Source organism: Aquabacterium sp., assembly GCF_036279675.1.
Classification (GTDB): Bacteria; Pseudomonadota; Gammaproteobacteria; order Burkholderiales; family Burkholderiaceae_C; genus Aquabacterium.
Map to the genome: position 1 here is coordinate 46,216 of NZ_DASUIS010000095.1, position 26,482 is coordinate 72,697.

20 protein-coding genes are annotated in these 26,482 nt (G+C 62.9%); 13 read left to right on the forward strand and 7 right to left on the reverse strand.

The window, feature by feature from the left end:
- The 6 genes from tssC (at window position 1) to tssH (ending at window position 8,511) form a co-directional block, all read left to right on the forward strand.
- Window positions 1-1,476 carry a type VI secretion system contractile sheath large subunit gene (gene tssC / locus VFW93_RS11580; RefSeq protein WP_329694143.1) on the forward strand — a complete coding sequence of 492 codons (1,476 nt, stop codon included), beginning with the start codon at window positions 1-3 and terminating at the stop codon, window positions 1,474-1,476.
- Between the two features lie 59 nt (window positions 1,477-1,535).
- Window positions 1,536-2,048: a type VI secretion system tube protein Hcp gene (locus VFW93_RS11585; protein WP_329694144.1), complete on the forward strand. Its 513-nt coding sequence runs from the start codon at window positions 1,536-1,538 to the stop codon at window positions 2,046-2,048.
- Between the two features lie 50 nt (window positions 2,049-2,098).
- Window positions 2,099-2,554 (forward strand): type VI secretion system baseplate subunit TssE, encoded by a 456-nt coding sequence (gene tssE, locus VFW93_RS11590; protein WP_329694145.1) that lies wholly within the window; start codon window positions 2,099-2,101, stop codon window positions 2,552-2,554.
- A gap of 1 nt (window position 2,555) precedes the next feature.
- Window positions 2,556-4,550 carry a type VI secretion system baseplate subunit TssF gene (tssF, locus tag VFW93_RS11595; RefSeq protein ID WP_329694146.1) on the forward strand — a complete coding sequence of 665 codons (1,995 nt, stop codon included), beginning with the start codon at window positions 2,556-2,558 and terminating at the stop codon, window positions 4,548-4,550.
- Window positions 4,514-5,644, forward strand: coding sequence for a type VI secretion system baseplate subunit TssG (gene tssG, locus VFW93_RS11600; RefSeq protein ID WP_329694147.1), 1,131 nt, complete (start codon window positions 4,514-4,516; stop codon window positions 5,642-5,644). The genes tssF and tssG overlap by 37 nt, the downstream gene beginning before the upstream one ends.
- Window positions 5,645-5,709: 65 nt before the next feature.
- Complete coding sequence (gene tssH / locus VFW93_RS11605) at window positions 5,710-8,511, forward strand: type VI secretion system ATPase TssH (protein ID WP_329694148.1); 2,802 nt, start codon at window positions 5,710-5,712, stop codon at window positions 8,509-8,511.
- A gap of 34 nt (window positions 8,512-8,545) precedes the next feature.
- Here tssH and VFW93_RS11610 read toward each other — a convergent pair whose 3' ends face one another.
- Window positions 8,546-8,755, reverse strand: coding sequence for an oxidoreductase-like domain-containing protein (locus VFW93_RS11610; RefSeq protein ID WP_329694149.1), 210 nt, complete (start codon window positions 8,753-8,755; stop codon window positions 8,546-8,548).
- A 139-nt stretch (window positions 8,756-8,894) separates the two neighbouring features.
- On the opposite strand from VFW93_RS11610, the gene VFW93_RS11615 reads away from it, so the two are divergent.
- Together VFW93_RS11615 and VFW93_RS11620 are read left to right on the forward strand one after the other, a co-directional pair.
- Window positions 8,895-9,632 carry a hypothetical protein gene (locus VFW93_RS11615; RefSeq protein WP_329694150.1) on the forward strand — a complete coding sequence of 246 codons (738 nt, stop codon included), beginning with the start codon at window positions 8,895-8,897 and terminating at the stop codon, window positions 9,630-9,632.
- A 22-nt stretch (window positions 9,633-9,654) separates the two neighbouring features.
- Window positions 9,655-10,395 (forward strand): hypothetical protein, encoded by a 741-nt coding sequence (locus VFW93_RS11620; RefSeq protein ID WP_329694151.1) that lies wholly within the window; start codon window positions 9,655-9,657, stop codon window positions 10,393-10,395.
- An 11-nt stretch (window positions 10,396-10,406) separates the two neighbouring features.
- Here VFW93_RS11620 and VFW93_RS11625 read toward each other — a convergent pair whose 3' ends face one another.
- On the reverse strand, window positions 10,407-12,248 hold the full coding sequence (locus VFW93_RS11625) for a thiamine pyrophosphate-binding protein (RefSeq protein WP_329694152.1): 1,842 nt from the start codon (window positions 12,246-12,248) through the stop codon (window positions 10,407-10,409).
- Between the two features lie 129 nt (window positions 12,249-12,377).
- On the opposite strand from VFW93_RS11625, the gene VFW93_RS11630 reads away from it, so the two are divergent.
- A complete protein-coding gene (locus tag VFW93_RS11630; protein ID WP_329694153.1) occupies window positions 12,378-13,949 on the forward strand; it encodes a flavin monoamine oxidase family protein in 1,572 nt (523 codons plus the stop codon).
- Between the two features lie 41 nt (window positions 13,950-13,990).
- On the opposite strand, the gene VFW93_RS11635 is transcribed toward VFW93_RS11630, so the two are convergent.
- From VFW93_RS11635 to VFW93_RS11645, 3 genes are all read right to left on the reverse strand, one after another.
- A complete protein-coding gene (locus VFW93_RS11635; RefSeq protein ID WP_329694154.1) occupies window positions 13,991-14,974 on the reverse strand; it encodes a hypothetical protein in 984 nt (327 codons plus the stop codon).
- 86 nt (window positions 14,975-15,060) lie between these two features.
- Window positions 15,061-16,824 carry a thiamine pyrophosphate-binding protein gene (locus VFW93_RS11640; RefSeq protein ID WP_329694155.1) on the reverse strand — a complete coding sequence of 588 codons (1,764 nt, stop codon included), beginning with the start codon at window positions 16,822-16,824 and terminating at the stop codon, window positions 15,061-15,063.
- Window positions 16,825-16,850: 26 nt separating this feature from the next.
- A complete protein-coding gene (locus tag VFW93_RS11645) occupies window positions 16,851-18,467 on the reverse strand; it encodes an FAD-binding dehydrogenase (RefSeq protein WP_329694156.1) in 1,617 nt (538 codons plus the stop codon).
- 364 nt (window positions 18,468-18,831) lie between these two features.
- On the opposite strand from VFW93_RS11645, the gene VFW93_RS11650 reads away from it, so the two are divergent.
- The gene (locus VFW93_RS11650) at window positions 18,832-20,106 is read left to right on the forward strand and encodes a diguanylate cyclase (protein WP_329694157.1); all 1,275 of its coding nucleotides are present in this window, start codon (window positions 18,832-18,834) and stop codon (window positions 20,104-20,106) included.
- Window positions 20,100-21,353 carry a GGDEF domain-containing protein gene (locus VFW93_RS11655; RefSeq protein ID WP_329694158.1) on the forward strand — a complete coding sequence of 418 codons (1,254 nt, stop codon included), beginning with the start codon at window positions 20,100-20,102 and terminating at the stop codon, window positions 21,351-21,353. The genes VFW93_RS11650 and VFW93_RS11655 overlap by 7 nt, the downstream gene beginning before the upstream one ends.
- Here VFW93_RS11655 and VFW93_RS11660 read toward each other — a convergent pair.
- Window positions 21,334-23,199 (reverse strand): diguanylate cyclase, encoded by a 1,866-nt coding sequence (locus VFW93_RS11660; protein WP_329694159.1) that lies wholly within the window; start codon window positions 23,197-23,199, stop codon window positions 21,334-21,336. The genes VFW93_RS11655 and VFW93_RS11660 overlap by 20 nt on opposite strands.
- A 50-nt stretch (window positions 23,200-23,249) precedes the next feature.
- A complete protein-coding gene (locus VFW93_RS11665; RefSeq protein WP_329694160.1) occupies window positions 23,250-23,807 on the reverse strand; it encodes a PadR family transcriptional regulator in 558 nt (185 codons plus the stop codon).
- Window positions 23,808-23,948: 141 nt separating this feature from the next.
- On the opposite strand from VFW93_RS11665, the gene VFW93_RS11670 reads away from it, so the two are divergent.
- Both VFW93_RS11670 and VFW93_RS11675 read left to right on the forward strand, forming a co-directional pair.
- Complete coding sequence (locus VFW93_RS11670) at window positions 23,949-25,970, forward strand: NADPH-dependent 2,4-dienoyl-CoA reductase (RefSeq protein WP_329694161.1); 2,022 nt, start codon at window positions 23,949-23,951, stop codon at window positions 25,968-25,970.
- Between the two features lie 52 nt (window positions 25,971-26,022).
- On the forward strand, window positions 26,023-26,466 hold the full coding sequence (locus VFW93_RS11675; protein WP_290677566.1) for a nuclear transport factor 2 family protein: 444 nt from the start codon (window positions 26,023-26,025) through the stop codon (window positions 26,464-26,466).
- Window positions 26,467-26,482: the final 16 nt, after the last annotated feature.

The window sequence follows — 26,482 nt, forward strand, 5'->3', positions numbered from 1 at the left end:
ATGAGCGCCCAATTGCAAGCTCAGACCGGTGCACTGGCCGAAAGCGTCAGCCTGCTGGATGACATCGTTGCCAGGAGCAAGGTCGCCAAGACCGAGACCGAACACGCCCGCGCCAAGGACATCATTGGCGAGCTGGTCAAGGAAGTGCTGGATGGCACGGTGGTGGTCTCGGACAACCTGTCTGCCAACATCGATGCCCGCATTGCCGAGATCGATCAACTGATCTCCGATCAGCTCAGCGAAGTGATGCACGGCGCCGAGTTCCAGAAGCTCGAATCCTCGTGGACCGGCCTGCAGTACCTCTGCAAGCAGACCTCGACGGGCGAGCAGATGAAGATCAAGGTGCTCAACACCACCAAGAAGGAACTGGTCAAGGACTTCAAGACCTCGATCGACTTCGACCAGTCCACGCTGTTCAAGAAGATCTACGAAGAAGAGTTCGGCACCTTCGGCGGCGCACCCTTTGCCACCATCATCGGCGACTTCGAGATCGATCGTGGTGCTGAAGACATGTACTTCGTCGAGCAAATGTCGCATGTGGCGGCCGCCGCCCATGCGCCGTTCATCACGGCCGCATCGCCCGAGTTGTTCGGTCTGGAGAGCTACACCGATCTGGGCAAGCCTCGCGACATGTCCAAGGTCTTCGATACCGTGGAGTACACCAAGTGGAAGTCCTTCCGCGAGTCGGAGGATGCCCGCTATGTGGGCATGACGCTGCCTCGTTTCCTGGGCCGCCAGCCCTTTGATCCAAAGGATGGCGTGACCTGCGAAGGCTTCAACTTTGTCGAGAACACGGACGGCACCGATCACAGCAAGTACCTGTGGGTGAACGCTTCCTATGCCTTTGCAACGCGCCTGACCAATGCGTTCGAGCAATACGGCTGGTGTGCTGCGATCCGCGGTGTGGAAGGTGGTGGCCTGGTGGAGGATCTGCCCACCCACACCTTCAAGACCGATGACGGCGAAGTGGCGCTCAAGTGCCCCACCGAAATCGCCATCACGGACCGTCGTGAGAAAGAACTCAATGACCTGGGGTTCATTCCGCTGGTGCATTGCAAGAACACGGATTACGCCGCGTTTTTTGGTGCGCAGTCAGTCCAGAAGGTCAAGAAATACGACAGCGATGCGGCCAACGCCAACGCACGCTTGTCAGCTCAGTTGCAGTACATGTTTGCTGTGTGCCGCATCTCGCATTACCTGAAGTCCATGCTGCGCGACAAAGTCGGCAGCTTTGCTTCGGCCGAGTCCATCGAGACATATCTGAACACCTGGATCAACCAGTATGTGATCAGTTCTGATGATGCGTCTCAAGAGCAAAAGGCCAAGCACCCCTTGCGAGAAGCCACAGTGCAGGTGCAAGAGGTACCGGGCCGCCCTGGCGTGTACCGTGCCGTGTCGTTCCTGCGTCCACACTTCCAGCTGGACGAGTTGTCTGTTTCGCTTCGGCTGGTTGCTGAACTGCCCGGCGGGGCCTAAAAAGCCTGCAAGGCAGTGTTTCTCAACGACTCTAACTCACAAAGGTTAGGAGGAAGAAAATGAAAGATATTTACCTCAAGTTCACGCCCAAGCAGAACTCCAAGAAGATCCCTGGCGAGTCGCTCGACGACAAGCACAAGGATGGCCTGTGGATGGAGATCGAGGCATGGGAGCATGTGCTGCGTCAGCCCAAGTCTGCGACTTCGTCGACCGCAGGTGGTCACACCGCTGAACGCTGCGAGCATGGCGAAATGCTGTTCACGAAGGACATCGACACGTCCAGCCCCTACATCTGGGAAGCTTGCTCGGCCGGTTATGCCTATGACGTGGAAATCCAGTTTTTCCGTGCGCAAGGCAGCACACGTACGCAATACCTCACGATCAAGCTCTACAACGCCGTGGTGTCCAGTGTGAACCCCACCGTGAAGTCCGAGGGCCTGCCCACCGAAACCATGGGTATCAAGTACGCCAAGGTGGTGTGGACCTATAGCGGCTCGAAGACTGACGGTTCGGCCAACGTGGGGCAACACATCGGTGGTTGGGATCTGGCGCTCAACAAGGTTGCCGCCTGATCGTCTCTGTTATGAAGGCCGCTGCGGCGGCCTTTTTTTTCGCTGTACCCATGCGCTTTCAGTCTTCCCTTTGGGATCGCCTGCTGGTTTCGGATACGCCGCGTGCTGATGTGTACTTGGGTGTCGACCTGAATCAGCTGAAGGCCCAGGTAGCGCGCGATCTGGAGCGTTTGCTGAACACGCGGCGCTGCTATGACGATGAAGACTTCGCCGGCTTTCCCTTGACAGGGTCTTCTATCTTCAATTTTGGCATTCCTGATTTTTCTGCGAAGAGCTTGTCCAGTGGTGTCGACAGGGATCAGATCTGCCAGGCCATGGCCAAAGCGATTGAACGCTATGACCCGCGCCTGCGCAACGTGATGGTGCGTTTGAGGGATACCCAGTCAGAAGTGCACCGTCTGGCCTTCGACATCCACGCCATGCTGCGCGTGACAGGGTTTCAGGATGCCGTGAGCTTTGGCGCGCAGTTTGATTCTGCGGGCATGTATTACCAGGTGAGCCACTGACATGCGGGCCTTGCTGCCTTATTTCGAGAACGAACTGACTTTCCTTCGACGTCGAGGGCAGTCGTTTGCACAGGCCTATCCGCGTATCGCCGGGCAATTGCAGCTGGGTTCCGACGAAGCGAAGGACCCGCACGTCGAACGCATGATCGAGTCCTTTGCCTTGCTGACGGCACGCGTCAACAAACGGCTCGATGACGATTTCCCGCTGTTCACCGAGTCGCTGCTGGAAGTGCTGTATCCGCACTATCTGCGACCATTCCCCAGCGCGTCGATCGCGCAGTTCGACCTGGGGGCAGCAGCTGGTCAGATGAGCAAGCCGGCGACGATCGAGCGTGGCACCATGATGTCCACGCGGCCCGTCAAGGGCGTGCCTTGCAAGTTCAGAACCACGCAGGCTGTGCAGTTGCTGCCGCTGCGTGTGGCCGACGTCGGTTACCGCAACGCGATCTCGGCGCCGGAGGGGACTCGCTTGCCCGCAGGCGTGACCTCGCTCATTTCGATCACCCTGGATCTGCTGTCGCCTCAAGCCAGTTGGGCCATGCTGGCAGACCAACCATTGCGCTTCTACCTCGATGGAGAGCCCTCGCAGGTGAGCGCACTGCGCGAGGCCTTGTGTCACAAGGTACAGGGCATCATGGTGCAAACGCAGGCGCATCAGCCTTGGCATGCGCCCGCGGCGTCCTTGTCTGGCGAACTGCCCAGGCCCGCCCTGGCAGGCTTCGCGGACGATGAGGCCATGATCGAGTTTGATGCGCGGTCTCATCCAGCCTATCGCCTGTTGACCGAGTACTTCGCCTTCCCTGAAAAGTTCAACTTTGTGGATGTGCCTGTACCCATTCCCGCTGCCTTGCGCAAGGCTGGCAGTGCGGCCGGGCAAGAGCAGGAAGGGGCAAGCAGTACGCGCCGCAGCTTGACTGTCCATCTGCTTTTGTCTGGCGTAAGGGCAGATTCGGACGAGTCCCGCCTGTTGGAGTCCTTGAATGTGCGCAGTCTGCTGTTGGGGTGTGCACCGGTGGTGAATCTGTTCAAGCAGCCTGCTGATCCCATTCGCGTCACGCATGCGGCCAGTTCCTACCCTGTGGTGGTGGATGGTCGGCGCGCCTATGGCTATGAGGTCTACTCGATTGACCGGGTGTTCCGTGTCAAGAAGACGGCGCAAGGTGAGTCCGTTCAGGAGTTCAAGCCGTTCTTCTCGCTGCAGCACGACGATCTGCTGGGGGCGGATCTGGACGAGGACGACATCAACGCGGCCCCCACGATGGCGGCGCAACGGTTGATTCGCTCTGCGCAGGAGCGAAGCGATGCTGCGCGAGCTGGCGGGCGCTACTGGTCTGCGCAGCGCGATGAGGACCTGGCTGCTGACAGCCCTGGCTACGAGATGGCCATGTCCATCGTGGATGTGGACTTCAACCCTGCCTTGCCTCAGACCGAGACGCTCTCCTTGACCGTGACCGCGACAAACCGGGATCTACCGACCTTGTTGCCCTTTGGTGTGGCGGGTGGCGATCTCTTCCTCGAGGGCGGTGGTCTGGCCAAGGAGGTTCGTCTGCTGCGCAAACCCACGCCGAGCCTGAGGTTCGAGCGTGGTCGTGGTGCGCTGTGGCGTCTGATTTCGCACTTGTCCTTGAACCACCTGTCGCTGTCGGGTGGTGGCATTGATGCACTCAAGGAGATGTTGCGCCTGTATGACCTGCCTCGCAGTGCCTCCAATCGCCGGCAGATTGATGGGGTGCTTCGCGTCGAATTCAAGCCCGCCACGGCCTGGCTGCCAGGTGAGCCTTACGCTACCTTCGTGCGTGGCACGGAAGTGCGTCTGACGGTGGACGAGGACAGTTTTGTCGGCGCCGGCCTGGGGCTGTTTGCTTCGGTGCTGGATCGTTTCTTTGGTTTGTACGTTCATGCCAACAGCTTCACGCGATTGACGCTGGTGTCGGCCCGGACCCAGGAAGAGGTGCTCTCATGCCCCCCTCGCAACGGCGACATGACGTTGGTGTGATCGATCAACTGCTGCAGGCGCCGCAGCAGTTCGATTTCTTCCAGGCCGTCCGCTTGCTGGACCGCTGGATGGGGCTGGCTTCGCCGGATGGCAAGGGCTTGTCTCGCCTGAACTTCCGCAACTCGCTGTCTCTGTCCTTTCCGCCCAGCCAGATCGAATCCTTGAAGGTGCACCTGAGAGCCTCGGATGATGAGCGAGACGCCGCTGTGACGGCCTCCTCCGCCACGGCGCCCCTGGCCCAGCACATCGACAGCATCGACATGACACCGGCCTTCATGGGCCTGCTGGGTGTCAATGGCACGTTGCCGTTGTTCTACACGGAGATGCTGTCCCAGCGTGAGCTGTACCAGAAGGACTATGCCGGGCGTGCCTTCATGGACCTGTTCAGCCACCGTGCGGTGTCGCTGTTTTACGAGGCCTGGCGCAAGCACCGCATGCCCATCCAGTTCGAGGCAGATCGGCGCAGCCGTTTTCTGCCCCTGGCCTTGTCCCTGGCCGGGTTGGGGCAGAGGGGGCTGCGCGATCGGCTGGGCGGCGACCGGGGCGCCGTCGCCGATGAGGCGCTGGCGTATTACGCCGGCACGTTGCAGCAACGCACCTTGTCGGCCAGCCAGTTGCAGCAGGTCTTGCGCGACTACCTCAATGTGCCCGTGCGCCTGGAGCAATTCGTGGGGCGCTGGTACCAGATCCCTGCTTCGGGCCGAGCCTACCTGGGCCTGAGCGGCTCCAGCCGTGCGGGCGCGGCGCCCGTCAACGGGGTGCTGGGACGTTCCGCCATGCTGGGTGAGCGTGTGTGGCAACGGGACCTGCGCATGCGGGTGGTCCTGGGGCCTTTGCCGCATGCGAAGTTCCGGCGCTTCCTGCCCGGCGGCAAGGGGGCGCTGGCGCTCAAGGAGATGCTGACCATGTTGGGCGGCATCAGCCTGGAGTACGAAATCAACCTGCAATTGCAGCGGGACGACGTACAGGGTTGCACCTTGGATTCAAGCCGCCCGGCTACCGCCTTCCGGCTGGGTTGGGACACTTTCCTGCAGACAAGATCTGCCAACGAGGACCGGGTCGACGTGCGCTATGACATCCATGCCGCCGCCTGAGTGGCGAGCCTGATGCCTATAGCGCCACCCCATTCAACAAAAATACATTTCAAGCTGTCATCACCATGAGCCAGAACCTCAAGACCCTGATCTCCAAGCTCAACGACACCACACGTCGTGCCGCCGAGCGCGCTGCCAGTCTGTGCATGGCGCGTGGCCACTACGAGGTGGATCTGGAGCACTTCATGCTTGCCTTGCTGGAGCAGCCCCAAAGTGACCTGGTGGTTTTGTGCCAGCGCTTCGGCGTGTCGGGCACCGAGCTGCAGCGTGATCTGGAAGCCGAGTTGAGCCGCTTCAAGACCGGCAACAGCCGCACGCCCGTGTTCTCCAGCCATTTGCCCGTTCTACTCGAACATGCCTGGCTGATCGCCTCGCTGGAATCACACACGGCGCGCATTCGTGGCGCGCACATCGTGCTGGCCTTGCTGACCGAGCCAACGCTGAGCCAGCTGGCCTTGCGTTCGTCCAGCTTGTTTGCGCGCTTCAAGCTCGATGAGCTCAAGCACAAGATGGTCGAGGTGACGCGTGGTTCGCAAGAGGCCACGCAAGCCGTGCGTGATGCCGATGCGCCCGCCGATGGTGACGAGACGCAGGCCGATGAAGCCCGTGCCAGCGACCGCCTGAGCGGCAAGACGCCCGCGCTGGACCAGTTCACCACCAACCTGACGCAACGTGCGCTGGACGGCAAGGTGGATCCGGTGATCGGCCGTGATGTCGAGATCCGCCAGGCCATCGACATCCTGATGCGTCGCCGCCAGAACAACCCCATCCTCACGGGTGAGGCCGGCGTGGGCAAGACCGCCGTGGTGGAGGGCCTGGCCTTGCGCGTGGCGCTGGGCGATGTGCCCACGCCCTTGCAGGGTGTGGCCATTCACGTGCTGGACATGGGCTTGCTGCAAGCCGGTGCGTCGGTCAAGGGCGAGTTCGAGAACCGTCTGAAGAATGTGATCGACGAGGTCAAGAAGAGCCCGCATCCCATCATCCTGTTCATCGACGAGGCACACACCATGATCGGTGCGGGCGGTCAGGCAGGGCAGAACGATGCGGCCAATCTGCTCAAGCCTGCGCTGGCGCGTGGCGAGCTGCGCACGATCGCGGCCACCACCTGGGGCGAGTACAAGAAATACTTCGAAAAGGACGCCGCACTGGCTCGCCGCTTCCAGGTGATCAAGGTGGAGGAGCCTTCCGAAGAGCTGGCCTGCGCGATGTTGCGGGGCATGGCGCCCTTGATGGAAAAGCACTTCGGCGTGCGCCTGTTTGACGAAGCCATCGCCGAGGCGGTGCGCCTGTCTGCCCGCTACATCAGTGGCCGGCAGTTGCCCGACAAGGCCATCAGTGTGCTGGACACCGCTTGTGCCAAGGTCGCGTTGGGCCAGAGCGCCACGCCCGCGCGCATTGAAGACGCGCGCAAGCGCCTGGAGCGGCTGGATGCGGAAAGCGCGGCCTTGACACGCGAGGCTGCAGCCGGCGCGCGCCATGGTGATCGCCTGGATGCCTTGAAGGCCGAGCGGGATGGCATTGTGGCGACCTTGAAGGCAGACGAGGAACGCTGGACGTTCGAGCAGCAGCTGGTCCAGGACATCCGCGAACTGCGCACGAAGTTGGAACACCAGGCTGGTGGCCTGTCGAGCGCCGAAGCCGGTGTGGGCCAAGCAGCAGCAGGCGCAGGCACTGAAACCAAGGCAGGCACCAGCGCACCGAGCAGCAAGGCCAGGAGCAAGAAGGCCACCATCACCCACGCCAGCCCCGATCACGAGTTGCTGGCGATGAAACAGGCCGAGTTGGCTGCGCTGCAAGGAGAGGCGCCACTGGTGCCCATGCAGGTCGATGGTCATGTGGTGGCCGAGATCGTGGCAGCCTGGACGGGCATCCCCTTGGGCAAGATGGTCAAGGACGAGATCAAGACCGTTCGCAATCTGCAGGCCACGCTGCAGGAGCGTGTGATCGGGCAGGACCACGCTTTGGCCGCGATTGCGCAGCGCGTGCGCACGGCGCGTGCTGGGCTGGAAGATCCCAACAAGCCCAAGGGTGTGTTCCTGTTTGTGGGGCCTTCCGGCGTGGGCAAGACCGAGACGGCCCTGGCCCTGGCAGACATCCTGTATGGTGGCGAGCGCAACCTGATCACCATCAACATGAGCGAGTACCAGGAGGCGCACAGCGTGAGTGGCCTCAAGGGCTCGCCCCCGGGTTATGTAGGCTATGGCGAAGGTGGCGTGTTGACCGAGGCCGTGCGCCGCAAACCTTACAGCGTGGTTTTGCTCGACGAGGTCGAAAAGGCGCACCCGGATGTGCTGGAGATGTTCTTCCAGGTGTTCGACAAGGGTCTGATGGATGACGCCGAAGGCCGCGAGATCGATTTCCGCAACACGGTCATCATCCTGACCTCCAACGCGGGCTCGCAAGGCATCATGCAGGCTTGCTTCAAGCACGATGAAGAGGCGGGTGGCACGGTGATGAAGTCTGCCGACGAGCTGCCGGCCGCTGACGAGCTGGCCGAGGCCCTGCGCCCCACGCTGTACAAGACCTTCAAGCCGGCCTTCATCGGCCGCACGAAGGTGGTCCCGTACTACCCCTTGAGCGACGATGTGCTGGCTAACGTGATCACACTCAAGCTGGATCGCATCGCAGCGCGCGTGATGGCCAATCACCAGGCGGTGCTGGAGTACGACGACGCCTTGATCGACACGGTGCTGGCCCGTTGCACCGAGGTGGACACCGGCGCCCGCGCCGTGGACCACATCCTCAACGGCAGCCTGTTGCCCGAGGTGGCCGACAGCGTGCTGGCGCGCATGGCCGAAGGTCAGCCGATCAGCAAGATCAAGGTCAGCGCGGGCAAGAACGGTGAGTTCAAGTTCAAGGTGAGTTGATCGCGCCGGGGCGGGCAGGTGCCCAGTTGCATTCTCAATCGCTGAGGATCAGTAGCGCTTCGTCACGCCAGTAGGTTGCCGCGGCATAAAAGCCCTCCCACACGCACCCGTTGCAGCCTCTGCCGCAGCAGGTGGTGGGCTCATCCGGGGGCTGCCGCAGGCTGATCCCTTGTGCGCTGGCCCGGCTTTGCAGGGTGTCGAACATCGCACGGACGGCATTGAGATCGGTCAAAGGAAAGTCCATCTTGGGGCTGGCCGGGGTCGGAAAAGGCCTGTGGCGTCTTGAAAACCCTGCATCTTAGCGATGCTGGCCGTGGCATAGTCCCCGTGTGACACAAGCTGCACCTGATTCTCTTTCGCCTGAAGCGCCGCTGTCCGGCCCCATGCTGGCCATCTACGGCCGCACCGTGACCTGGAAGCACCTGATCCTCACGGCGGGCCTGTTGCTGATCCTGATGGGGGCGGCGGCTGCGGCAGCGGCCTGGTGGGCCTGGCACAACCTGGCCGCTCAGGTGGTGCTCAAGGAGCAGCAGGCCGACATCCTGCTGCCTCAAGAGCTGGCTGTGAAGGCCGCTGTCACGCAGAAGGTCAAGATCAGCCTGGACAACCAGTCGCTGCCTGTGCGCGTGCCCATTCACCAGGATCTGAGCATTCCGCTCAATGACGCCATTCCGATCAAGGTCAGCCTGGACACGGTGGTGCCCGTCAATATCGAGGTGCCGATCAAGCATGTGCTCAAGGTGGACCAGGTGGTGGACCTGGACACGCAGGTCAAGACGCGCATCCTGGGCATTCCGCTGACCCTGCCCATCCAGGGCAAGATCCCGGTCAAGGCTGACGTACCGGTGGACATGGTGATCCCGATTCACAAGGATCTGCCGCTGGTGCTGGTCACGCCCGTGACAGTACGCTTCAGCGAACCGCTGCACACCACGCTGGACACGGTGATCGAGACGCGCTTGCCGCTGCATGGCGCGATGTCGCTGCCCTTGACGGCACCAGTCAGTGCCAGCCTGACGTTTCCGCAGCAGAAGGTCAGGGCTGGGCTGTCCTTGCTGGACTTGACCGTGCCATTCGAGGATGTGACGCTGGCGACCCGTCGCAAGGCGCCCGCACCTTGAATCACCAGGGTGCCGCATCGCCATGACCCGCAACCCGAGCCCGACCGCTGCTCAGCCCGTCCCATGGGGCTGGAACCGACCCATCAAGCCCGTCGCCCTGATCGTGGTGGGAGGCGCCGTCCTGCTGATCTGGCTGGTGCTGATGAGCATATCGGTCTGGTATTTCTACGAGCATTGGGAGGCCCGCCTGACCTTGCTCAAGCAGCCGGTGCAACTGCGTTTGCCTGAAGGCATGGTGGCCATGGCCGAGGTCAGTTCACCGCTGCAGACGCGCATCGACATGCGGCCTGTGGTGCGGATCCCGATCAAGCAGACCATGTCGGTGCAGATGCCGGATCACCTGAACGCCATGGCGCACATCAAGACCACGCTGCCTGTGGACACCTCGGTCACGGTTGAGCAGTTGGTGCCCGTGAAGACCACGCTGAACATGCAGGTGGCCTTGCGATCCTGGCTGCCGAGCATGGCGGTGTCGGTGCCCGTCACGCTCAATGTGCCTTTGAAGATGACCGTGCCGGTCAAGACGGACGTGCCGGTGGACCTGGATGTGGCCATCAGCGGCGAGCTGCCGCCCAGCCTCCACATCCCCATCGACACGGTGTTCACGGTGCAGCCTCACGTCAAGGGTGTGGTGACGGCCCACATGAGCAGTCAGACCGCGTTCAGTCTGCTGTCACCGATCGAGCCGTTCCCGCTCACCATTGATCGCGCCAGCCTGAGCGTGCCCTTCAATCTGACCTTCCTCAAGCAGCGCGCGCACTGAATCGCCGGACCTCAGGCCTTGCCGCAACAAGGCTTGCCTGGGCTGCAGTCTGCCGGGGTGAGCACGGGCCAGCCATAGGGCGGCGCCACCTGGGTGTTGATGCGCACCACGATCACCTGGGGGCGATGGTGCTGGTCAGCATCTGCCAGCGCGTGCTTCAGGGCATCTCGGAATGCCTGCGTGCCTTGATCTCTGGCAATGGTCACGGCACGGGCGCCCAGGCCCTCGGCGAATCGGGCCAGGTCGGGGCGACCCAACTGGTAGTAGTCATCCCATTGCGCAGCCGGGGGCAGCAGTTGTGCCATGCCCTGGCTGACCATGGCCAGGTCGTTGTCGTCCAGCACGATCCAGATGGCACCCACGCGGTGCTGCGCGGCCGTGGAGATCTCGGCCCCGTGCATCATGAAGGCGCCATCGCCGACGATGGCCACATTGGGCAGATCAGGGGCCGCCATCTTGCCGCCCACCACGGCGCCCACGGCAAAGCCCATGGGACCCATGGCCAGGGCGCTGTGATAGCGCACAGGCGGGTTGATCACCAGGTTGTTGAGTGACCATCCCACGCAGTTGCCTGCGTCAATGAAGATGTGGCCCTGGTGCACGAGTTCATCGACCACACGCATCATGGCGGCGGGGTGAACGGGTGCGGCTTCGCTGTCGCGACCGGCAGGGTCAGCCCAGGGGGCATGGTCCAGCTTGATCTGTTTGATCACCGCCTTGCGTGCATCGACCTTGGCCTGGTCTGGCTGCAGGTGGCGTGCCTTGTCGAGCATCACATCCAGCGTGGTCGCGATCTCGGCCACCACGCCGCGTGTGATGGGGAAGTCGCGGCCGATGACGGCGGCGCTCAGGTCCACCTGGATGAAGTGCCGTGTGGGTTCGAGCGCCGGGCTGTAGAGCGCTGACGCGGTGACGGATGTGGACAGTTCGCCCAGACTGGAGCCCAGCACCAGCAAGGTGTCGAACTGATCGGCCTTGTCGGCAGGGTGCATGTACAGGCTGGGCCAGGCGCACCCGCAGATGCCGTAGTTGCGCAGTGACAGGGCATGTGCCTCGGGGAAGATCCCCTTGGCATCCGGCGTGGTCATCACGGCGATGCCGAAACGGTCCACGAACTCGGTGAAGGCCTTGAGGCGCTCCGGGCTGGCCAGTGCATCGCGGCTGCCGTTGCCGAGAAAGATCAACGGGCGCGTGGCGTGGACCAGTTCATGCAGGGTGTCGGCCACGGCCTTGGGGTCCGTGCAGGCCGTGACGGGCCGGTAGGTGGGCGGCCTGATGTTGGCAGGGTAGTTGGGCGCACATTCGCCTGCGATGTCATTGGGCAGGCTGATGTGAACGGCCTGTCTGGGCAGCGACAGGGCATTGCGCAGGGCCTGCTGGAACAAGGTCTGGAAGTTCAGCGGGCTGGAGATGATGGCACTCGATGCCAGGGCGTTCTGGAAGATGTTGTGCACGTCCAGTTTGGCGTCCGTGCCTTCCTGCAGATAGCCCTTGCCGTAATAGGCCTCGGGCACTTCGCCGGTGATCACCAGCACGGGCGAGTTGCTGGCCTGCGCGTTCATGGCACCCGTCAGGGCGTTGGTGGCACCGGGGCCCGAGGTGGTCAGCACCACGCCCAGGCCGCCCTTGACGCGCGCGTAGCCGTCTGCGATGTAGGCCGCACCGGTTTCGTGTCGACAGATCACATATTCGATCTGCTGTGATTTCTTCTTGAGCTCGTTCATCAACCACACGGCGGCACCGCCGGGGATGCCGAAGACCTTGTCGACCCCCTCTGCCCGCAGGTAGTCGAGCAGCAGTTGGGCCACGGTGCCGTAGGCGGTGGGAGAAGGCGCGGGGACATTGGACGACATGTTCGACGAACTCCTGGATTGGGCATGGAATGTGGTCTGGCAAATAGGCCAGACATGGCTTGCACATCGCCCGATTGGTGTGGGCGGCGGGTGTCAAAAATGTGCCCTCCACAACCACAGGGCTATATCGTGAAAACAGATGCTTTGAACCCGGTTCTTGATGTCGCCATCGTCGGCGCGGGCGTGTCAGGGCTTTACAGCGGCTGGCGGTGGTTGACCAGCGCGCAAGGCAAGGGCACACGTGTCGAGGCCTTCGAGTTGAGTCACCGTGTCGGCGGGCGATTGATGTCGGCGCAGCCTCCGGGCATGCCCGAGGGGCGTGTCGAGCTGGGTGGCATGCGCTATACCAGTGCGCAGACCATGGTGTCGTCGCTGGTGTCCTATCTCAAGCTGGAGACCGTGCCCTTTGTGGTGGCTCAGGACCCGAACATGGCCTATCTGCGTGGGCGCCATCTGCGCACCAGGGATCTGTCGGATCCGGCCAAGGTGCCTTACGACATCCCGAAGTCGGACTACGAGGGCTTCACCAAAGGCTTCACGGCCCTGGCCGCCGAGCGCTACCTGGAAGAAGTGCTCCACCGCAAGCATGTGGACCTCAAGACCGTGGACTGGGACAAGGTGGCCGAAACTGGCCGCTACGAAGGCCACAGCGTGCGTGACCTGACCATGCGCTACATCTACAACCGGTCGGTCAGCCACGAGTCCTTCCAGTTTGCCGAAGACACCAGCGGCTATGACTCCATCTTCTTCACCTGGAATGCGGCAGATGGCTTCCCCTGGAACATCGGCGACTATGGCGCCAGCATCCAGTACAGCCGCCTGAAAGAGGGCTACGAGATGTTGCCCAAGACCTTGCACCAACGCTTCGAGTCGGTGGGGGGCAAGGTGCACTTCGAGCATCGCCTGCAGCGCTTCGATACCGTCCGGTTCGACGATGGCAGTGAAGGCGTGGAGCTGCATCTGGTGCACGCAGGGCATCACAAGGTGGTGCGCGCACGCAAGCTGATTCTGGCCATGCCGCGTCGTTCGCTGGAGTTGCTGGATCAGACGGGATCGGTGCTGGGCAAGGAGCACCACGAGGTGCACAAGCTGATCCAGTCCGTGGTGCCGATTCCGCTGTTCAAGCTGGCCCTGTGCTACCGCACGCGTTGGTGGGAGGAACTGGGCATCACGCAAGGCCAGTCCGTTACCGATCTGCCGATCCGCCAGTGCTACTACTGGCCAGTGGGCGATGACACCAAGGCGGGCGCCATCCTGATCTACAACGATGGGCTGGACCTGGCGTACTGGGCCGGTCTGCGCAACGACCCGGAAGGCTTCCCCAATGAAGATGGGACCGACAGCAACGACCCCGCCGTGGAGTGGAAGGAAAACCCCGCGCCCAAGCTCATGGTGCAGGAGGCGCACCGCCAGTTGCTGGAGATGCATGGCCTGGAAGACACGCCAGAGCGCCGCCCGTATGCGGCGGCCTACCGCGATTGGGGTGATGACCCCTTCGGTGGCGGTGCCAACTTCTGGCCTCAGTACGTGGACAGCCAGCACGTGAGCAAGCGCATCGTGCAGCCTGTGAAGGGCAAGCCGGTCTATATCTGCGGCGAGGCCTACTCACATGCGCAAGGCTGGGTGGAAGGTGCGCTGGCCACGGCTGAAGACATGCTGCAAAACCACCTGGGCTTGCAGCCTCCGCCTTATCAGGGCTGACCAGATCTGACCACGGCGCACGAGCGCCTGCGCCGCGGCCTTCAGCTTCTTTCGAGCAGCAAGGCCGTGGCGTGCATTTCCATGCCGATGCCCAGCAGGACCAGGTGCCTGGTGTGGATCTCGGCATGGCATTTGGCCAGGTTGACGGGCACGGATGAGGACACCATGTCGCCGAACTCTTCCAGCGTGCTGATGTAGTGCCGGGGCTGGATGGCGGCCTGCCAGGCATCCTGGACCATCTTGGAGGTCTGGTGGGCAATCAGGGTGATGTCCTGACCGGTCAGGCCATGACGACTCAGCAGGCGTTGCACCAGCGGCCCGGGTACCTTCAGGCCGAATTGTTTGAAGGCTTCTTCCCCTGTCTTGTCATCCAGCTTCATCAAGGGCTTGGTGAAATGTCCGTGTTCGGCTGTGGGGCGAGGCGCCATGCGGAAGGCGCCGTACCAGCGGCTCTGTGTTTCGTTTTCCCAATCGATCAGGCGGAAGTGGCGTGGGTTGCTGCTGTAGCCCAGCACCACGGCGCCCGCACCATCCGAGGCCGCCAGCGAGACGGGCTCGTGGTAGTCCACGAAGTGGGTCCAGTTGTTGCCGCAGACCACGAGCGCATGGCGCAGCGTGTTGCTGCGGATCAGGTCCGTGCCCAGGCGCAGGCCATCCTGGAAGGTGGAGTAATCCGTGTTGAGCGGCATCACGCGGCAATGTGGGCTCAAGCCGAGCTGGTTGTGCACTACCGCCAGGTCATTGGGGGCGATGTAGCTACTGACCGAGCCTGCGCCCAGGATCATGTCCACATCTTCTGCCTTGATGCGCGCGCGCTCCATGGCCTGCTTGCAGGCTTCGGTCATGATGTCGATGACGCCATCGGCCGTCGGCAGCACCCGCCGGTACTTGAGGCCGTTGAACAAGTCCGTGCCGGACGGCGAGTGCTTTTTCAGCCAGTCGAAAATCGGGGCGTCATTGCCCCGGACGATGTCGGGTACGGCGTAGCCTTGGCCAAGGATGGCCACGTGATGATCTGCGCCCATGGGCCGCCTCCAGTGAAGTGCATTGATCTGGAGGTGGTTTTCGGCTTGTTGGGGCGCAGACTGAAGGGGCGGGTGTGTCACGTGTGTCAGATGGGGGTGGCCACGCGTCGCCAGGCTGCCCTGCCGATCATGCGCAGCTTGTTGCCCAGGTCCATGCGCATCAGGTTGGTGCGCAGGATGCCCTTGGTGAAGCGCGTCTGCTTGCTGTAGTCGATCAGCACATCCACGATCACCGGTACGCCTTGTGCGGACAAGGTCTGTGCCTGGTCGATCACGGCGGCGATGTCCGCATCGCCGGCCATGCGCAGGTAGTGGGCCCCCACCGCGTCGGCGATGCCCTTGAAGCGGACCTCCGGCAGCACGGTGCAGGCCTTGCGGTTGTAGGGCAGCTTTTGAGCTTGCGAGATCTGCGAGAGCTCGCCATCGTTGAACACATAGCAGACCACGCCCAGCTTGTTCTCGGTGGCCGTGAGCAGCTCCAGCCCGGTCATGAGGAAGGCGCCATCGCCCACCACGCCCACCACCTGCTTGTCAGGGTGGGTGAGCTTGATGCCCACGGTGGCAGGCACGCAATAGCCCATGCAGTTGAAGTCGGTGGGCGTGATCACGTGCCGGCTCTGGCGGGGCTCGAACAACTCGGCCACGAGAAAGGTGTGGTTGCCGTCGTCGGTGACGAGGTAGCCGTCATCCGGCAGTTTGCTGCGCAGGGCCTGGAAGAAGCGCCCCGGGTTGACGCGCTGGCCGCTGTCGTGGCCCAGCCATTCAGCCATGTAGGCATGCTTGTCATGGGCGATCTGTTGGCGGGTGTGCATGCCTCGAGCCTGCACGGTGGCGGCATTGGGCGGGGTGGCCTGAAGTTGCGCCAGCAGCGCCTGCATGATGACGCGTGCATCCCCTTCGATGCTCAGGCGCGCGGGGTAGTTGGCGTTGAAGACGGCCGGGTTGATGTCCACATGGATGAGCTCCCAGCCTGGCTTGATGCCGAAGCTGCCCGTGGCGATCTCGCCAAAGCGCGTGCCGATCGCCAGCAGCACATCGCAATCGGCAAAGGCGTTTTCAGCAGCGGGCACGGCGGCTGGCCCGATGCCCATGCCAACGTGCAGGGGGTGCTGGCCGGGGAAGGCGCTGAGGCCTTGCAAGGTGGTGGCCACCGGCATCTGCAGCAACTCGGCCAGTTGCACGCTCAGTTCGGTGGCCTCCATGGCGCCCCAGCCAATGAACAGGCCGGGCTTGCGCGCCTGACGCAGCAGTTGGCTGGCCTGCTCGATGGTAGCCAGGGTGCCGGCGTCCAGCGCAGCCTGTGGCGGGGCCGGGCGAACGAAGGTGGGCAGTTCATCCACGTCGCCAGGGAAAAGCTGGATGTTGACCGGGATCTCGATGAACACGGGACCCGGCTCGCCCGAATTGGCGATGTGCCAGGCCTCAAAGAATGTGGGCACGATCTGCTTGTGCTCGGTGATGCGCCACGCCCCCTTGGTGATGGGCCTGACCATGGCCAGCTGGTCCATTTCATGGAGCTGGTAGGTGTAGCCCGTGTCGGTGCGGGTGCCGCCCGAGATCGCGATCATGGGAATGCCATCGAGAAAGGCTTCACCGATGCCGGCCATGGCCAGGGCTGTGCCGGCAGCCGGCACGATCAGCAAGGCGCCGTTGAAGTCATTGGTGCGGCTCACGGCATCGGCCATGAAGGCGGCACCACCTTCGTGGTTCACGCGGATCGGGGTGACCACCTCGGAGCTGGCCAACTGGTCGTAGATCTCCGTGTTGTGTACGCCGGGGATGCCGAAGGTATGGCGGATGCCGAGTTGCTCGAGGGCATGGCGAACAAGTTCTGCGCCGGTCTTCTTCATGGTCGTCTCCGTTATCGGTATGGGTGTCAGGCTGCGCAGTGGATGTGGCGTGCAGCGGCGTGGGCGGTCAGGATGCAACCCGACAGGAAGGTGCCCTCGAGGGATTTGCGGCCGTTGGCGCCGCCGCCACCAAAGCCGGCCGCTTCACCCACGGCATACAAGCCAGGGATGGGCTGGCCTTGTTGATCCAGCACGCGGCTTTGCAGATTGGTCTGGATGCCGCCTGTGGACTTGCGCGTCAGCAACTGGCAGCGGATCGCGATCAGCGGCCCGGATGATGGATCCAGGATAGCCTGGTAGTGGCAGGTGCGGAAGCGGTCACCTGGCCAGCGCCGCAGTTGCTCGATGCGGCGCAACTGGTCGTCGTTGTGCAGGCGGGGGCCGCGCTTGATCTGGTCATCGTAGGGCTGGATCTGCTCGCGCAAGGTCGTGGCGCTGATGCGGCCATCGCCGGCCACCATGTTCATGCGGCGGGCCAGGTCGACAAGGTTGTCGGCCATGACAAAGTCGGGGCATTGCGCCAGGAGCTCGTCCACCAGCTCGCGGTTGCCGTTGAGCATCTGCAGCAGCAAGGCCAGGGGCCGGCGATCACGGATGTGCTGGTTGTGTTCGGCACCAGATGCCGCCAGTTCCTTGTCGGCGATGCGGCGGTTGAGCACCTGCCAGGTCCAGGGCCATTGCGAGCGGGCAATCTGCGCGACCATGTCGTAGGTGTCGAAGCCGGTGACGAAGGGCACGGGGCCGATGCGATGGCCTTGCGGATCCAGCCAGAGCCCTGACTTGGCTGGTATCAGGCTGAGCCCGTGTCCAGGGAAGTGGGGGCGTGGGTGGCGCACCCCGGCGGCGTAGTTCCACATCTGATCCAGGTGGGTGACCGAACCTCCCAGCTTGGCGATGGCGTCGTGCATGCGGCCATCTGCATGAGGATGCGAGCCGTTGAGCAGGGTGGCCGGGGCCTGCCCCCAGTCCCGGGGCCAGTGTTGCCGAACGCGCGCCAGATCGCCCGTGATGCCGCCTGTGGCCACCACCACCGCATCGGCGTGAAGTTCGAAGGGGCGTTCGTGCCGTTCGTCCATGCCGTGGCATCCCTGGATGCCATCACGGTTGCCGATGAGGCCATCCACGCGGTGCCGGGGCAGGATCGTCAACCGGTCCTGCATGGGGTGTTGCTTCATGGCGTCGATCAGGGTCAACAACATGTGGCGCGAGGTGCCCCACAGTACGTGATAGCGGGGCAGGGTGTTGCCACGCGTCATCCAGCCCCGCTCCACCCACTGCACGGCGGGGATGAAGCGGATGCCATGGCTGCGCAGCCATTCGTAAACCTCGGGCACGCAGTGCTGCACGTAGTGCTCTGCCCAGCGCCTGGGCCAGATGTCATCTGGCTCGAATTCGGCAAAGGCCAGCCAGTCGGCCAGGGCAATCTCGGCGCTGTCTTGGATGCGGTTGAAGCGCTGCAAGGGCGTGTCCACCAGGGCCATGCCGCCAAAGGCATGCAGCCCCAGACCACCCAGGCGATCCGCCTCGTCGCGATCCAGCAAGGTGACGCGGTGGCCCTGGTCGAGCAGGTCCAGCGTGGTGGTCAGGCCGGCAAGACCGGCACCGATCACGATGGTGTGGGAGGGAGCGGGGGAGAAACGCACGAAGGGGGCAAACGGGTCGAACTGATCAAGGAGTGTGCCGATCCGTCGAGGTGCTGTCTGTCCGGGACCCGACACGCCCGCCTAACCCGATTTGACGTGCCGCAAGTTCAGGGAAATGACCTGACGCAGACACCTTGGATACCTGAGTGGAAACCCGATCGACTGGCTTCGATCACCCCGCGGATAGGGTGGGGATAGCCCGTGCATTTGCCGCTCTTCCCTTGGAGAGCCTGGCGCATGGACGCGTAAATCCTGTGTGCAAACGTATCGCCGTCTCGGCAGAATTCACTTGGCGCATAACCCGCGATGGTTGCTCGACAGAGCACCATGGCGAGGCAGGCAGGAGTGGCTGGTGGCAGACGACATGGCAAGTATCGCAAGCGTGAAGCTGATGGATGCCCCCGAGGTGGTGGCATCGGGGCAGTCTGCGCTGGTCAGCAAGACGCTGGCTGATGGTTTTGCCTTGCTCACTTTCCCACGAGAACTGGAAGACCGATTCCTGACAGAGGGGGAAGCCAGACGTTTCCACATGATGGTGGTGGCAGGCGTGGCGGCCGTTTGCCTGTTTGGCGCCATGATCATTGGCGACTATCTGTTGAGCCCTGGCGTGGTGCGTTTTGCCGCCGTGCTCAGGGAGGCCGTGTTTCCGCCTGCCATCTTCATCGGCTTGTACCTGCTTCGGCGCTTGCGCATGCCAGCGCTCAACGAGTGGATGATTGCCTTGGCGGGCGTGCTGGCTGCCTTGCTGGAAGTGGCGATCGTTCTTCGCGGTGAAGCCGACTGGGCTGTTGCGCGTGTGGTCCAGTTGAACATCATCATGGTGTTCACCTGCGTGATCGCGCGGTTCTGGCCGGCCGTCATGATGGCTTTGGCCGTGGCGGGCCTGCATGGCCATGTGGTGGCCACCATGCCGGATGCCACCGGCATGATGAGCTTCAACACCAGCTTGCTGTTGGGTACGTCCATCGCGTTTGTGCTGTACGGCAACTACAAGCAGGAGCACGATGAGCGCATGAGCTTTCTGCTTGAAGCCAGGGAGCAGGCACTTCATGCCAGCCTGACCGAGGCCCACGATCGTTTGAGTCACCTGGCGACCACCGATGCGCTGACGCAGGTGGCCAATCGCCGCTATGTCGAGACCTACCTGAGCGAGTGCTGGCAAGCCGCGAGGGCGCAGGGCACGAGCCTGTCCTTGATCCTGGTGGACGTGGATTATTTCAAACCCTACAACGATCGTTATGGCCATCAGGCCGGTGACCGTTGCCTGGTGGCCGTGGCCGAGGCGCTGAGGGGCTGCATACGCCGACCTGGTGATCTGGTGGCGCGCTGGGGCGGCGAAGAGTTTGTCGTCGTGCTGCTGGATGCCGATGTCGACGCCACCGAAGCAGCGGCGGCGCGTTTGCGGCTGGCGGTGTCTGCCTTGCAGATGCCCCATGAAGCGTCCTTGTGTGCAGCACACGTGACCATCAGTGGCGGCTGGGCTTCGGTGCATCCGAACGAGCAGGATGATTGGCCACAATGGGTTCAACTCGTCGATGAGGCGCTGTATGGCGCGAAGCATGCGGGCCGCCATCGCATGCATGCAGCGCAGGGCATGATGCCCCATGCTGCGGTGGCAAGTGAGGTCAGGCGATGCTGAATCAGGCGCCACTGGAGCTGGACATCGACCTGCGCCGCTGGATGCGGTGGCGCCCGCCATCCTTGCGGATGGATGCCGTCGATGAGGCGCGTTTCGTCGAGGCGTGCGGGCCGGCTCGTGTGCAGCACTTTGTGGCAAGCGGCTTGCTGGCCTTGCTGGTCTACAACCTCTTTCTGCTGGTGGACGCACGGATGATCCCTGACGTCTATCCGCAGGCATTGACCATGCGGCTGTTCATTTTCTCGCCGGTGGCCTTGTTCTTGTTGTTGATCGGGGTGCGGTTCAACGCGCTCCTCGCGCGCCTGCCCAGGCCGCTGCTGGAAGGCACCTTGATGATGACCGGGGTGATCACGGCCTTGAACATGGGCTGGCTGCTCATGCACTCCCACAGCCCTTATGCAGGCATGTACACGGCGGGCCTGGTGCCCATCACGATCTACGGCAACCTGGTGCAACGCTTTCGTTTTCGGTATGCCCTGGTCTTTTCGCTGGTGGTGATGGCCACCTGCCTGGCCTGTGTGTGGGCGCGATCGGATCGCGTCAATCCTTATGACGTCTTCGATGTGCCCCTGGCTTTGCTGGTGGCGATCATCGCGGTCTATACCCTGGCCATGAACTACCGCTTCGAGCTGGAGGAGCGCAGGCGCTTTGTGTGGCAACTGCGTGCGCAGGCGCTGCACCAGGAGCTCAGCGCCTCACAGGCGAGACTGGACGAGCTCTCTCGCCATGATCCGCTGACGGGTGTGCCCAATCGGCGGCATGTCGATGCCTACCTGACTCAGCAATGGGCGCACCTGCGCGAGGCGCACGGTGACCTGGCGCTGCTGTTGATGGATGTGGATCACTTCAAGGCCTACAACGACCGTTATGGCCATCCGGCAGGTGATCAGTGTTTGAAGCACGTGGCGCAGGTCCTGCAGCGCAGCGTGCCCGCTTCACAGGGCTGTGTGGCCCGTTGGGGTGGCGAGGAGTTCATCGTGGTTCTGCCAGGCGCGCAGTTGCACAGTGCGATGAAGATGGCGCAGGGCCTGTGCGCGGCCGTGCGCGAACTGGGTCTGCGTCATGAAGGCTCGGCCACTTGCGGCAGTGTCACGATCAGCCTGGGCGTGGCGGTCGTCCGCCCGGCCTTGACCTCGTCGGTGGACTCGATCGACAGCCTGATCGCGCAGGCTGATGCGGCGCTGTATCGCGCCAAGGCCGGTGGGCGCAATCGTGCCGAGGCCGCGCTCAGTCCAGTGTCTGGCTGATGACCTGATTGCGACCGGCCTGCTTGGCCTGATAGAGCAGGGCGTCGGCGGCGCTGTACAGCTCTGTGGCAGTTCGTGATGCACCGCGTGCCTTGAGGATCACCAGCCCCATGCTGACACTGACGGCCCCGAAGGGGCTGCCTTCATGCGGGATGTTGAGGCCATGTACCGCGGCGAGCATCTGCATGATGAAGCGCTCGACCTTCTCCGGCGGTTCGTTGATGTCCAGCAGGATGGCAAACTCTTCACCACCCACTCGGTAGACGTGGTCGCTGGCGCGCTGCAGTTGCTGGCGCAATGCCGTGGCGATCTGGCGCAGCACCTCGTCGCCAGCCGGGTGGCCGTATCGGTCGTTGTAGGCCTTGAAGTGATCCACATCCAGCAGGCACAGCGCGGCTGGCGTTTGATGACGGGTATGCAGCGCGACAGCAGCCGCCAGGTCCTTGTTGAACTGGCGCCGGTTGTAGACGCCCGTGAGCTCATCGGTGATGGCCAGGTTGGCGAGCCGTTCGTTGGCCATCTCCAGCTCGGCCGTTCTGCTGGATACAAGGGATTCCAGTTGTGTGTTCAAGGCGGTTTGTGCCGCCAGCGCCTGGCGCTCGGCGTGCAGCTTTTCGGTCTTGAGCGTGTTCATCTGGTCGGCCAGACCAAAGGCCAGCAAGAGGGCTTCTGCGGCAGAGCCAATCTGCAGCAGGTTGTCTGTCAGGGCGTTGGCAGGCACGAAGCCCAGCACACGCAGGTAGTAGAGCAGCGCGGCGACCGATAGCGTGGTAAAGGCACCTGCAGCGTATCGCCCGGCTTTCGACTTCTTCTTGACGACCAGCACGGTGATGATGGCGGTCAGCCCCATGATTTCCAGGCTGCCGATCGCGCTGTTGATGATGAAGGTGGCGGCATACAGGTTCAGGAAGGCGGGCAGGATGCACAGGCCCTGCGCCGCCGTGCTGATGGCGGCGAACCGGTGCATCTTTCGAGACACCGAGTTTGCGGTGTCCAGGTACTTCATCAGGAAGAGCCCCAGCGACATGTAGAGCGCGCTCACGATGATGGCCAGGGCCTGGTTGTTGAAGTCAGGGGAGTCGGGCCACCAGTACTGGAAGGCGTAGCCGCGGAACACCAGGCCCCACAGCAGGAAGCACCCGACATAGGTTGCGTAGACGCCGAAGATCGTCTGCCGCGTGGAGGCGTACAGGAACAGGTTGTAGAGCAGGACGGTGGCCAGCAGCCCGTAGTAAACGCCGAACGCCAGTGTTTCGAGCTGCACATGCGCCGTGAAGGCTTCGGGGGCGTACAGCCTGGGGGTGATGATCTCGTTGAGGCCGTCGTGCGACTGGAGTCGCATCAACACGGTGACCTGTTGCCCGGCCGGGATGTGCAGGCGCATGGCGATCGTGCGCACATTCTCGCCACGACTGGCAAAAGGCAGGCGATCGCCACTGCTCATGCCTTGAAGCTGTGCGCCATCCGGTCGCAGGACATGGATGTCGACGTGGTCCAGCAAGGAACTGCCCAGATCCAGGATGCGTTCCAGATCGTGTCCCGTCGCATTGCGCAAGGTCACCCGGGTCCACCACGCAGAAGTCGAGAAACCGAAGTTGATGGATGCGTTGTGCTGGCGGTGCCAGTCCCCTGCAGGTGAGGCCCATGCCGCCTGAGCGTCCAGCCGACTGCCGGCGTCTTCGCGAGACTGCATGCTGGGGCCCAGTTGCACTTCGGCTTGATCGTCGGTCAGCACGACCTCGATGGCCTGGCCTGGCGTGGCGGCCCGCGCGCTGAAGCCGGGCAGCGTGACGCCAGCCAGCATCAGCATGCACACCAGTCTGATCAAACGGCTTGCAAGGGCCATTGGGAAATGCATAGGCACCAGGGCAGATCAGGCTACCCGCCGGAGGCGGCTCAGCCTGCTTGTGAGGGTTGATCGGTTTCCTGCAAGACCTTCAGCGCTTCCTTGGACCAGTTCAACCACCCCAGCTCGTACATGATCCCGGTCTTGAGGATCAGGTGCTGGATGCGGGCTTCACGGGTCAATGTCTTATCGGCAGGAAAGTCGCGCGCTTCAATCAGGCGATAGGCCTCCAGCTTGACGGCGTGCTGGGCCATTCTGCGCTGGATTTCGGCTTCCAGGCCCAGGGGGCCGATCACCGCGTCGGCGCGCATGCGCACCATGAGTTCGTCACGCTGATCCTGGGGTTCGGCGGGTTCGCGCACCCAGCGCTCCAGCTCCTGGCGGCCGGCGTCCAGCACACGGTAGATGCGTTTGCGGGTGCGGCCTCCGTCTGGTGCGGCCTCGGACGTGATCCAGCCAGCCTTTTCCATGCGGGCCAGCTCGCGATAGATCTGCTGGTGGGTGGCGCGCCAGAAGAAGCCGATGGACTTGTCGAAACGGCGCGCGAGGTCGTAGCCTGACGACGACTTTTCCAGCAGGGACGTCATCAAGGCATGGGATAAAGACATGCGCCGAGTCTAAGGGGTGGCATTCAACTATGCAACCAGTTGCATAAACGACAAAGTTCTCCTAATATCCGCTCCGTTCATGCAACTGGTTGCATAGTCGCCAGCTTGCCGATCCCATCGACTTCACCGAGAGAGACATCTATGAGCGCCTATCCTCACCTGCTGCAACCGCTGGACCTGGGCTTTACCACATTGCGCAATCGCGTCCTGATGGGCTCGATGCACGTGGGCCTGGAAGAAGCCAAGAATGGCTTCGAGCGCATGGCCGCTTTCTATGCCGAGCGTGCACGTGGTGGCGTGGCCCTGATGGTGACCGGCGGCATTGCCCCGAACGACGCTGGCCGCCCCTATCCCGGTGGTGCCCGTCTGGCCACGGAAGAAGAAGCCGCTCAGCACAAGATCGTGACCGATGCCGTGCATGCAGCCGGCGGCAAGATCGCCATGCAGATCCTGCACTTTGGCCGCTACGCCTACCACCCCGGCCTGGTCGGCCCCAGCCCCATCAAGGCTCCGATCTCGCCCATGCCGCCGCGGGAGCTGACGACGGCGGAAGTCGAGCAGACCATTGAAGACTTCGCGAACTGCGCCGCCATGGCCCAGAAGGCCGGCTACGACGGCGTGGAAGTGATGGGCTCCGAGGGCTACCTGATCAACGAGTTCATTGCCGCACGCACCAATCAGCGTACCGACGAGTGGGGTGGTTCTTACGAGAACCGCATGCGCTTCCCGGTGGAAATCGTGCGCCGCGTGCGCGAACGCGTGGGCAGCAACTTCATCATCATCTACCGCCTGTCCATGCTGGACCTGGTGGAAGGTGGCTCCACGTTTGACGAAGTGGTGCAACTGGCCCAGGCTGTGGAGGCCGCTGGCGCCACGATCATCAACACGGGCATTGGCTGGCACGAAGCCCGCATCCCCACGATCGCCACCAGCGTGCCGCGCGGTGCCTTTGCGTGGGTGACCCAGAAGATGAAGGGCAAGGTCAAGATCCCGCTGATCACGACCAACCGCATCAACACGCCTGAAGTGGGCGAAAAGATCCTGGCCGATGGCTGCGCCGACATGGTCTCCATGGCGCGCCCTCTGCTGGCCGATCCTGACTTCGTCAACAAGGCGGCCGCCGGCAAGGCCGATCAGATCAACACCTGTATCGGCTGCAACCAGGCCTGCCTGGATCACACCTTCAGCGGCAAGATCACCTCCTGCCTGGTCAACCCACGTGCCTGCCACGAGACCGAGCTGAAGATCGAACCCGCCACCGCCAGGAAGCGCATCGCCGTGGTCGGCGCAGGCCCCGCTGGCCTGGCTGCTGCCACCACCGCCGCACAACGTGGCCACGATGTGACCCTGTTCGAAGCGGCTGACGATGTGGGTGGCCAGTTCAACATCGCCAAGCAGATCCCGGGCAAGGAAGAGTTCTATGAAACCCTGCGCTACTTCCGCAACCAGATCAAGCTGACCGGCGTGAAGGCCCAGTTCAACACACGCGTGACCGCTGAAGACCTGGTCAAGGGCGAGTTCGACGAAGTGCTGCTGGCCACGGGCGTGACACCGCGTACCCCCGCCATCGATGGCGTGGACCACCCCAAGGTGCTGAGCTACCTCGATGTGCTGCGCGACAAGAAGCCCGTGGGCAAGAGCGTGGCCGTGATCGGTGCCGGTGGCATCGGTTTTGACGTGTCGGAGTTCCTGACGCACGAAGGCGACAGCCCCGCGCTGAACCTGGCCAAGTTCAATGCCGAGTGGGGCATCGACTCGACCTACGCCGAGCGCGGTGGCATCAAGCAGCCGCACCTGGACAAGGCCCCTCGCCAGATCTACCTGCTGCAGCGCAAGACCAGCAAGGTGGGTGATGGCCTGGGCAAGACCACGGGGTGGATCCACCGCACCTCCTTGAAGAACCGCAATGTCGAGATGATTGCGGGCGCCAGCTACAACAAGATCGACGATGCCGGCCTGCATATCACCGTGGGTGGCAAGGACGTGGTGCTGCCGGTGGACAACGTGGTGTTGTGCGCCGGCCAGGAGCCTTTCCGTGCGCTGCAGGCAGGCCTGGAAGCCGCCGGCAAGAAGGTGACCCTGATTGGCGGTGCCGACGTGGCGGCCGAGCTGGATGCCAAGCGCGCCATCAAGCAAGGCACTGAAGTGGCCGCGGCCTTGTGATGCTTGTTTGATCCTGTTGTGATCTGGCGTTGATCAACCCTGGAGTGACACCATGAGTTCGACCTCTGTACTCAAGCCCGCTGCGGCGGCCTCGCTGGCTTTGTGGCACGAGATGGTGTCGCTGCAGGATCTGGGCAGGCTGCCCACCATCCTGCATGACGGCGCCGTGTTCCGCTCGCCCATGGCCTTCAAGCCGTATGTGAGCGCCGCGGCCGTCAACCTCATCCTCAATACCGTGTCGAAGGTCTTCACGCAGTTTGAATACCACCGCACGCTGGTGTCGGAGGATGGGCTCAACGTGGTGCTGGAGTTCAGCGCCAGCGTGGGCGACAAGTCGCTCAAGGGCATCGACATGATCCGCTTCGATGAAGAGGGCAAGATCGTGGACTTCGAAGTCATGGTCCGCCCCTTCAACGCATTGCAGGCACTGGGCGCCGAGATGGGGGCACGCCTGGCGGCCTATCTGCCCGCCTACAAGGCCAACCACAACCAATAAGAGATACCGAGGAGAC

What these genes read in the sequence shown, in the direction of transcription:
- tssC (WP_329694143.1), top strand. Translation starts at nt 1, where the DNA reads ATGAGCGCCCAATTGCAAGCTCAGACCGGTGCACTGGCCGAAAGCGTC.
- VFW93_RS11585 (WP_329694144.1), top strand. Translation starts at nt 1,536, where the DNA reads ATGAAAGATATTTACCTCAAGTTCACGCCCAAGCAGAACTCCAAGAAG.
- tssE (WP_329694145.1), top strand. Translation starts at nt 2,099, where the DNA reads ATGCGCTTTCAGTCTTCCCTTTGGGATCGCCTGCTGGTTTCGGATACG.
- tssF (WP_329694146.1), top strand. Translation starts at nt 2,556, where the DNA reads ATGCGGGCCTTGCTGCCTTATTTCGAGAACGAACTGACTTTCCTTCGA.
- tssG (WP_329694147.1), top strand. Translation starts at nt 4,514, where the DNA reads ATGCCCCCCTCGCAACGGCGACATGACGTTGGTGTGATCGATCAACTG.
- tssH (WP_329694148.1), top strand. Translation starts at nt 5,710, where the DNA reads ATGAGCCAGAACCTCAAGACCCTGATCTCCAAGCTCAACGACACCACA.
- VFW93_RS11610 (WP_329694149.1), bottom strand. Translation starts at nt 8,755, where the DNA reads ATGGACTTTCCTTTGACCGATCTCAATGCCGTCCGTGCGATGTTCGAC.
- VFW93_RS11615 (WP_329694150.1), top strand. Translation starts at nt 8,895, where the DNA reads ATGCTGGCCATCTACGGCCGCACCGTGACCTGGAAGCACCTGATCCTC.
- VFW93_RS11620 (WP_329694151.1), top strand. Translation starts at nt 9,655, where the DNA reads ATGACCCGCAACCCGAGCCCGACCGCTGCTCAGCCCGTCCCATGGGGC.
- VFW93_RS11625 (WP_329694152.1), bottom strand. Translation starts at nt 12,248, where the DNA reads ATGTCGTCCAATGTCCCCGCGCCTTCTCCCACCGCCTACGGCACCGTG.
- VFW93_RS11635 (WP_329694154.1), bottom strand. Translation starts at nt 14,974, where the DNA reads ATGGGCGCAGATCATCACGTGGCCATCCTTGGCCAAGGCTACGCCGTA.
- VFW93_RS11640 (WP_329694155.1), bottom strand. Translation starts at nt 16,824, where the DNA reads ATGAAGAAGACCGGCGCAGAACTTGTTCGCCATGCCCTCGAGCAACTC.
- VFW93_RS11650 (WP_329694157.1), top strand. Translation starts at nt 18,832, where the DNA reads ATGGCAAGTATCGCAAGCGTGAAGCTGATGGATGCCCCCGAGGTGGTG.
- VFW93_RS11655 (WP_329694158.1), top strand. Translation starts at nt 20,100, where the DNA reads ATGCTGAATCAGGCGCCACTGGAGCTGGACATCGACCTGCGCCGCTGG.
- VFW93_RS11660 (WP_329694159.1), bottom strand. Translation starts at nt 23,199, where the DNA reads ATGGCCCTTGCAAGCCGTTTGATCAGACTGGTGTGCATGCTGATGCTG.
- VFW93_RS11665 (WP_329694160.1), bottom strand. Translation starts at nt 23,807, where the DNA reads ATGTCTTTATCCCATGCCTTGATGACGTCCCTGCTGGAAAAGTCGTCG.
- VFW93_RS11670 (WP_329694161.1), top strand. Translation starts at nt 23,949, where the DNA reads ATGAGCGCCTATCCTCACCTGCTGCAACCGCTGGACCTGGGCTTTACC.
- VFW93_RS11675 (WP_290677566.1), top strand. Translation starts at nt 26,023, where the DNA reads ATGAGTTCGACCTCTGTACTCAAGCCCGCTGCGGCGGCCTCGCTGGCT.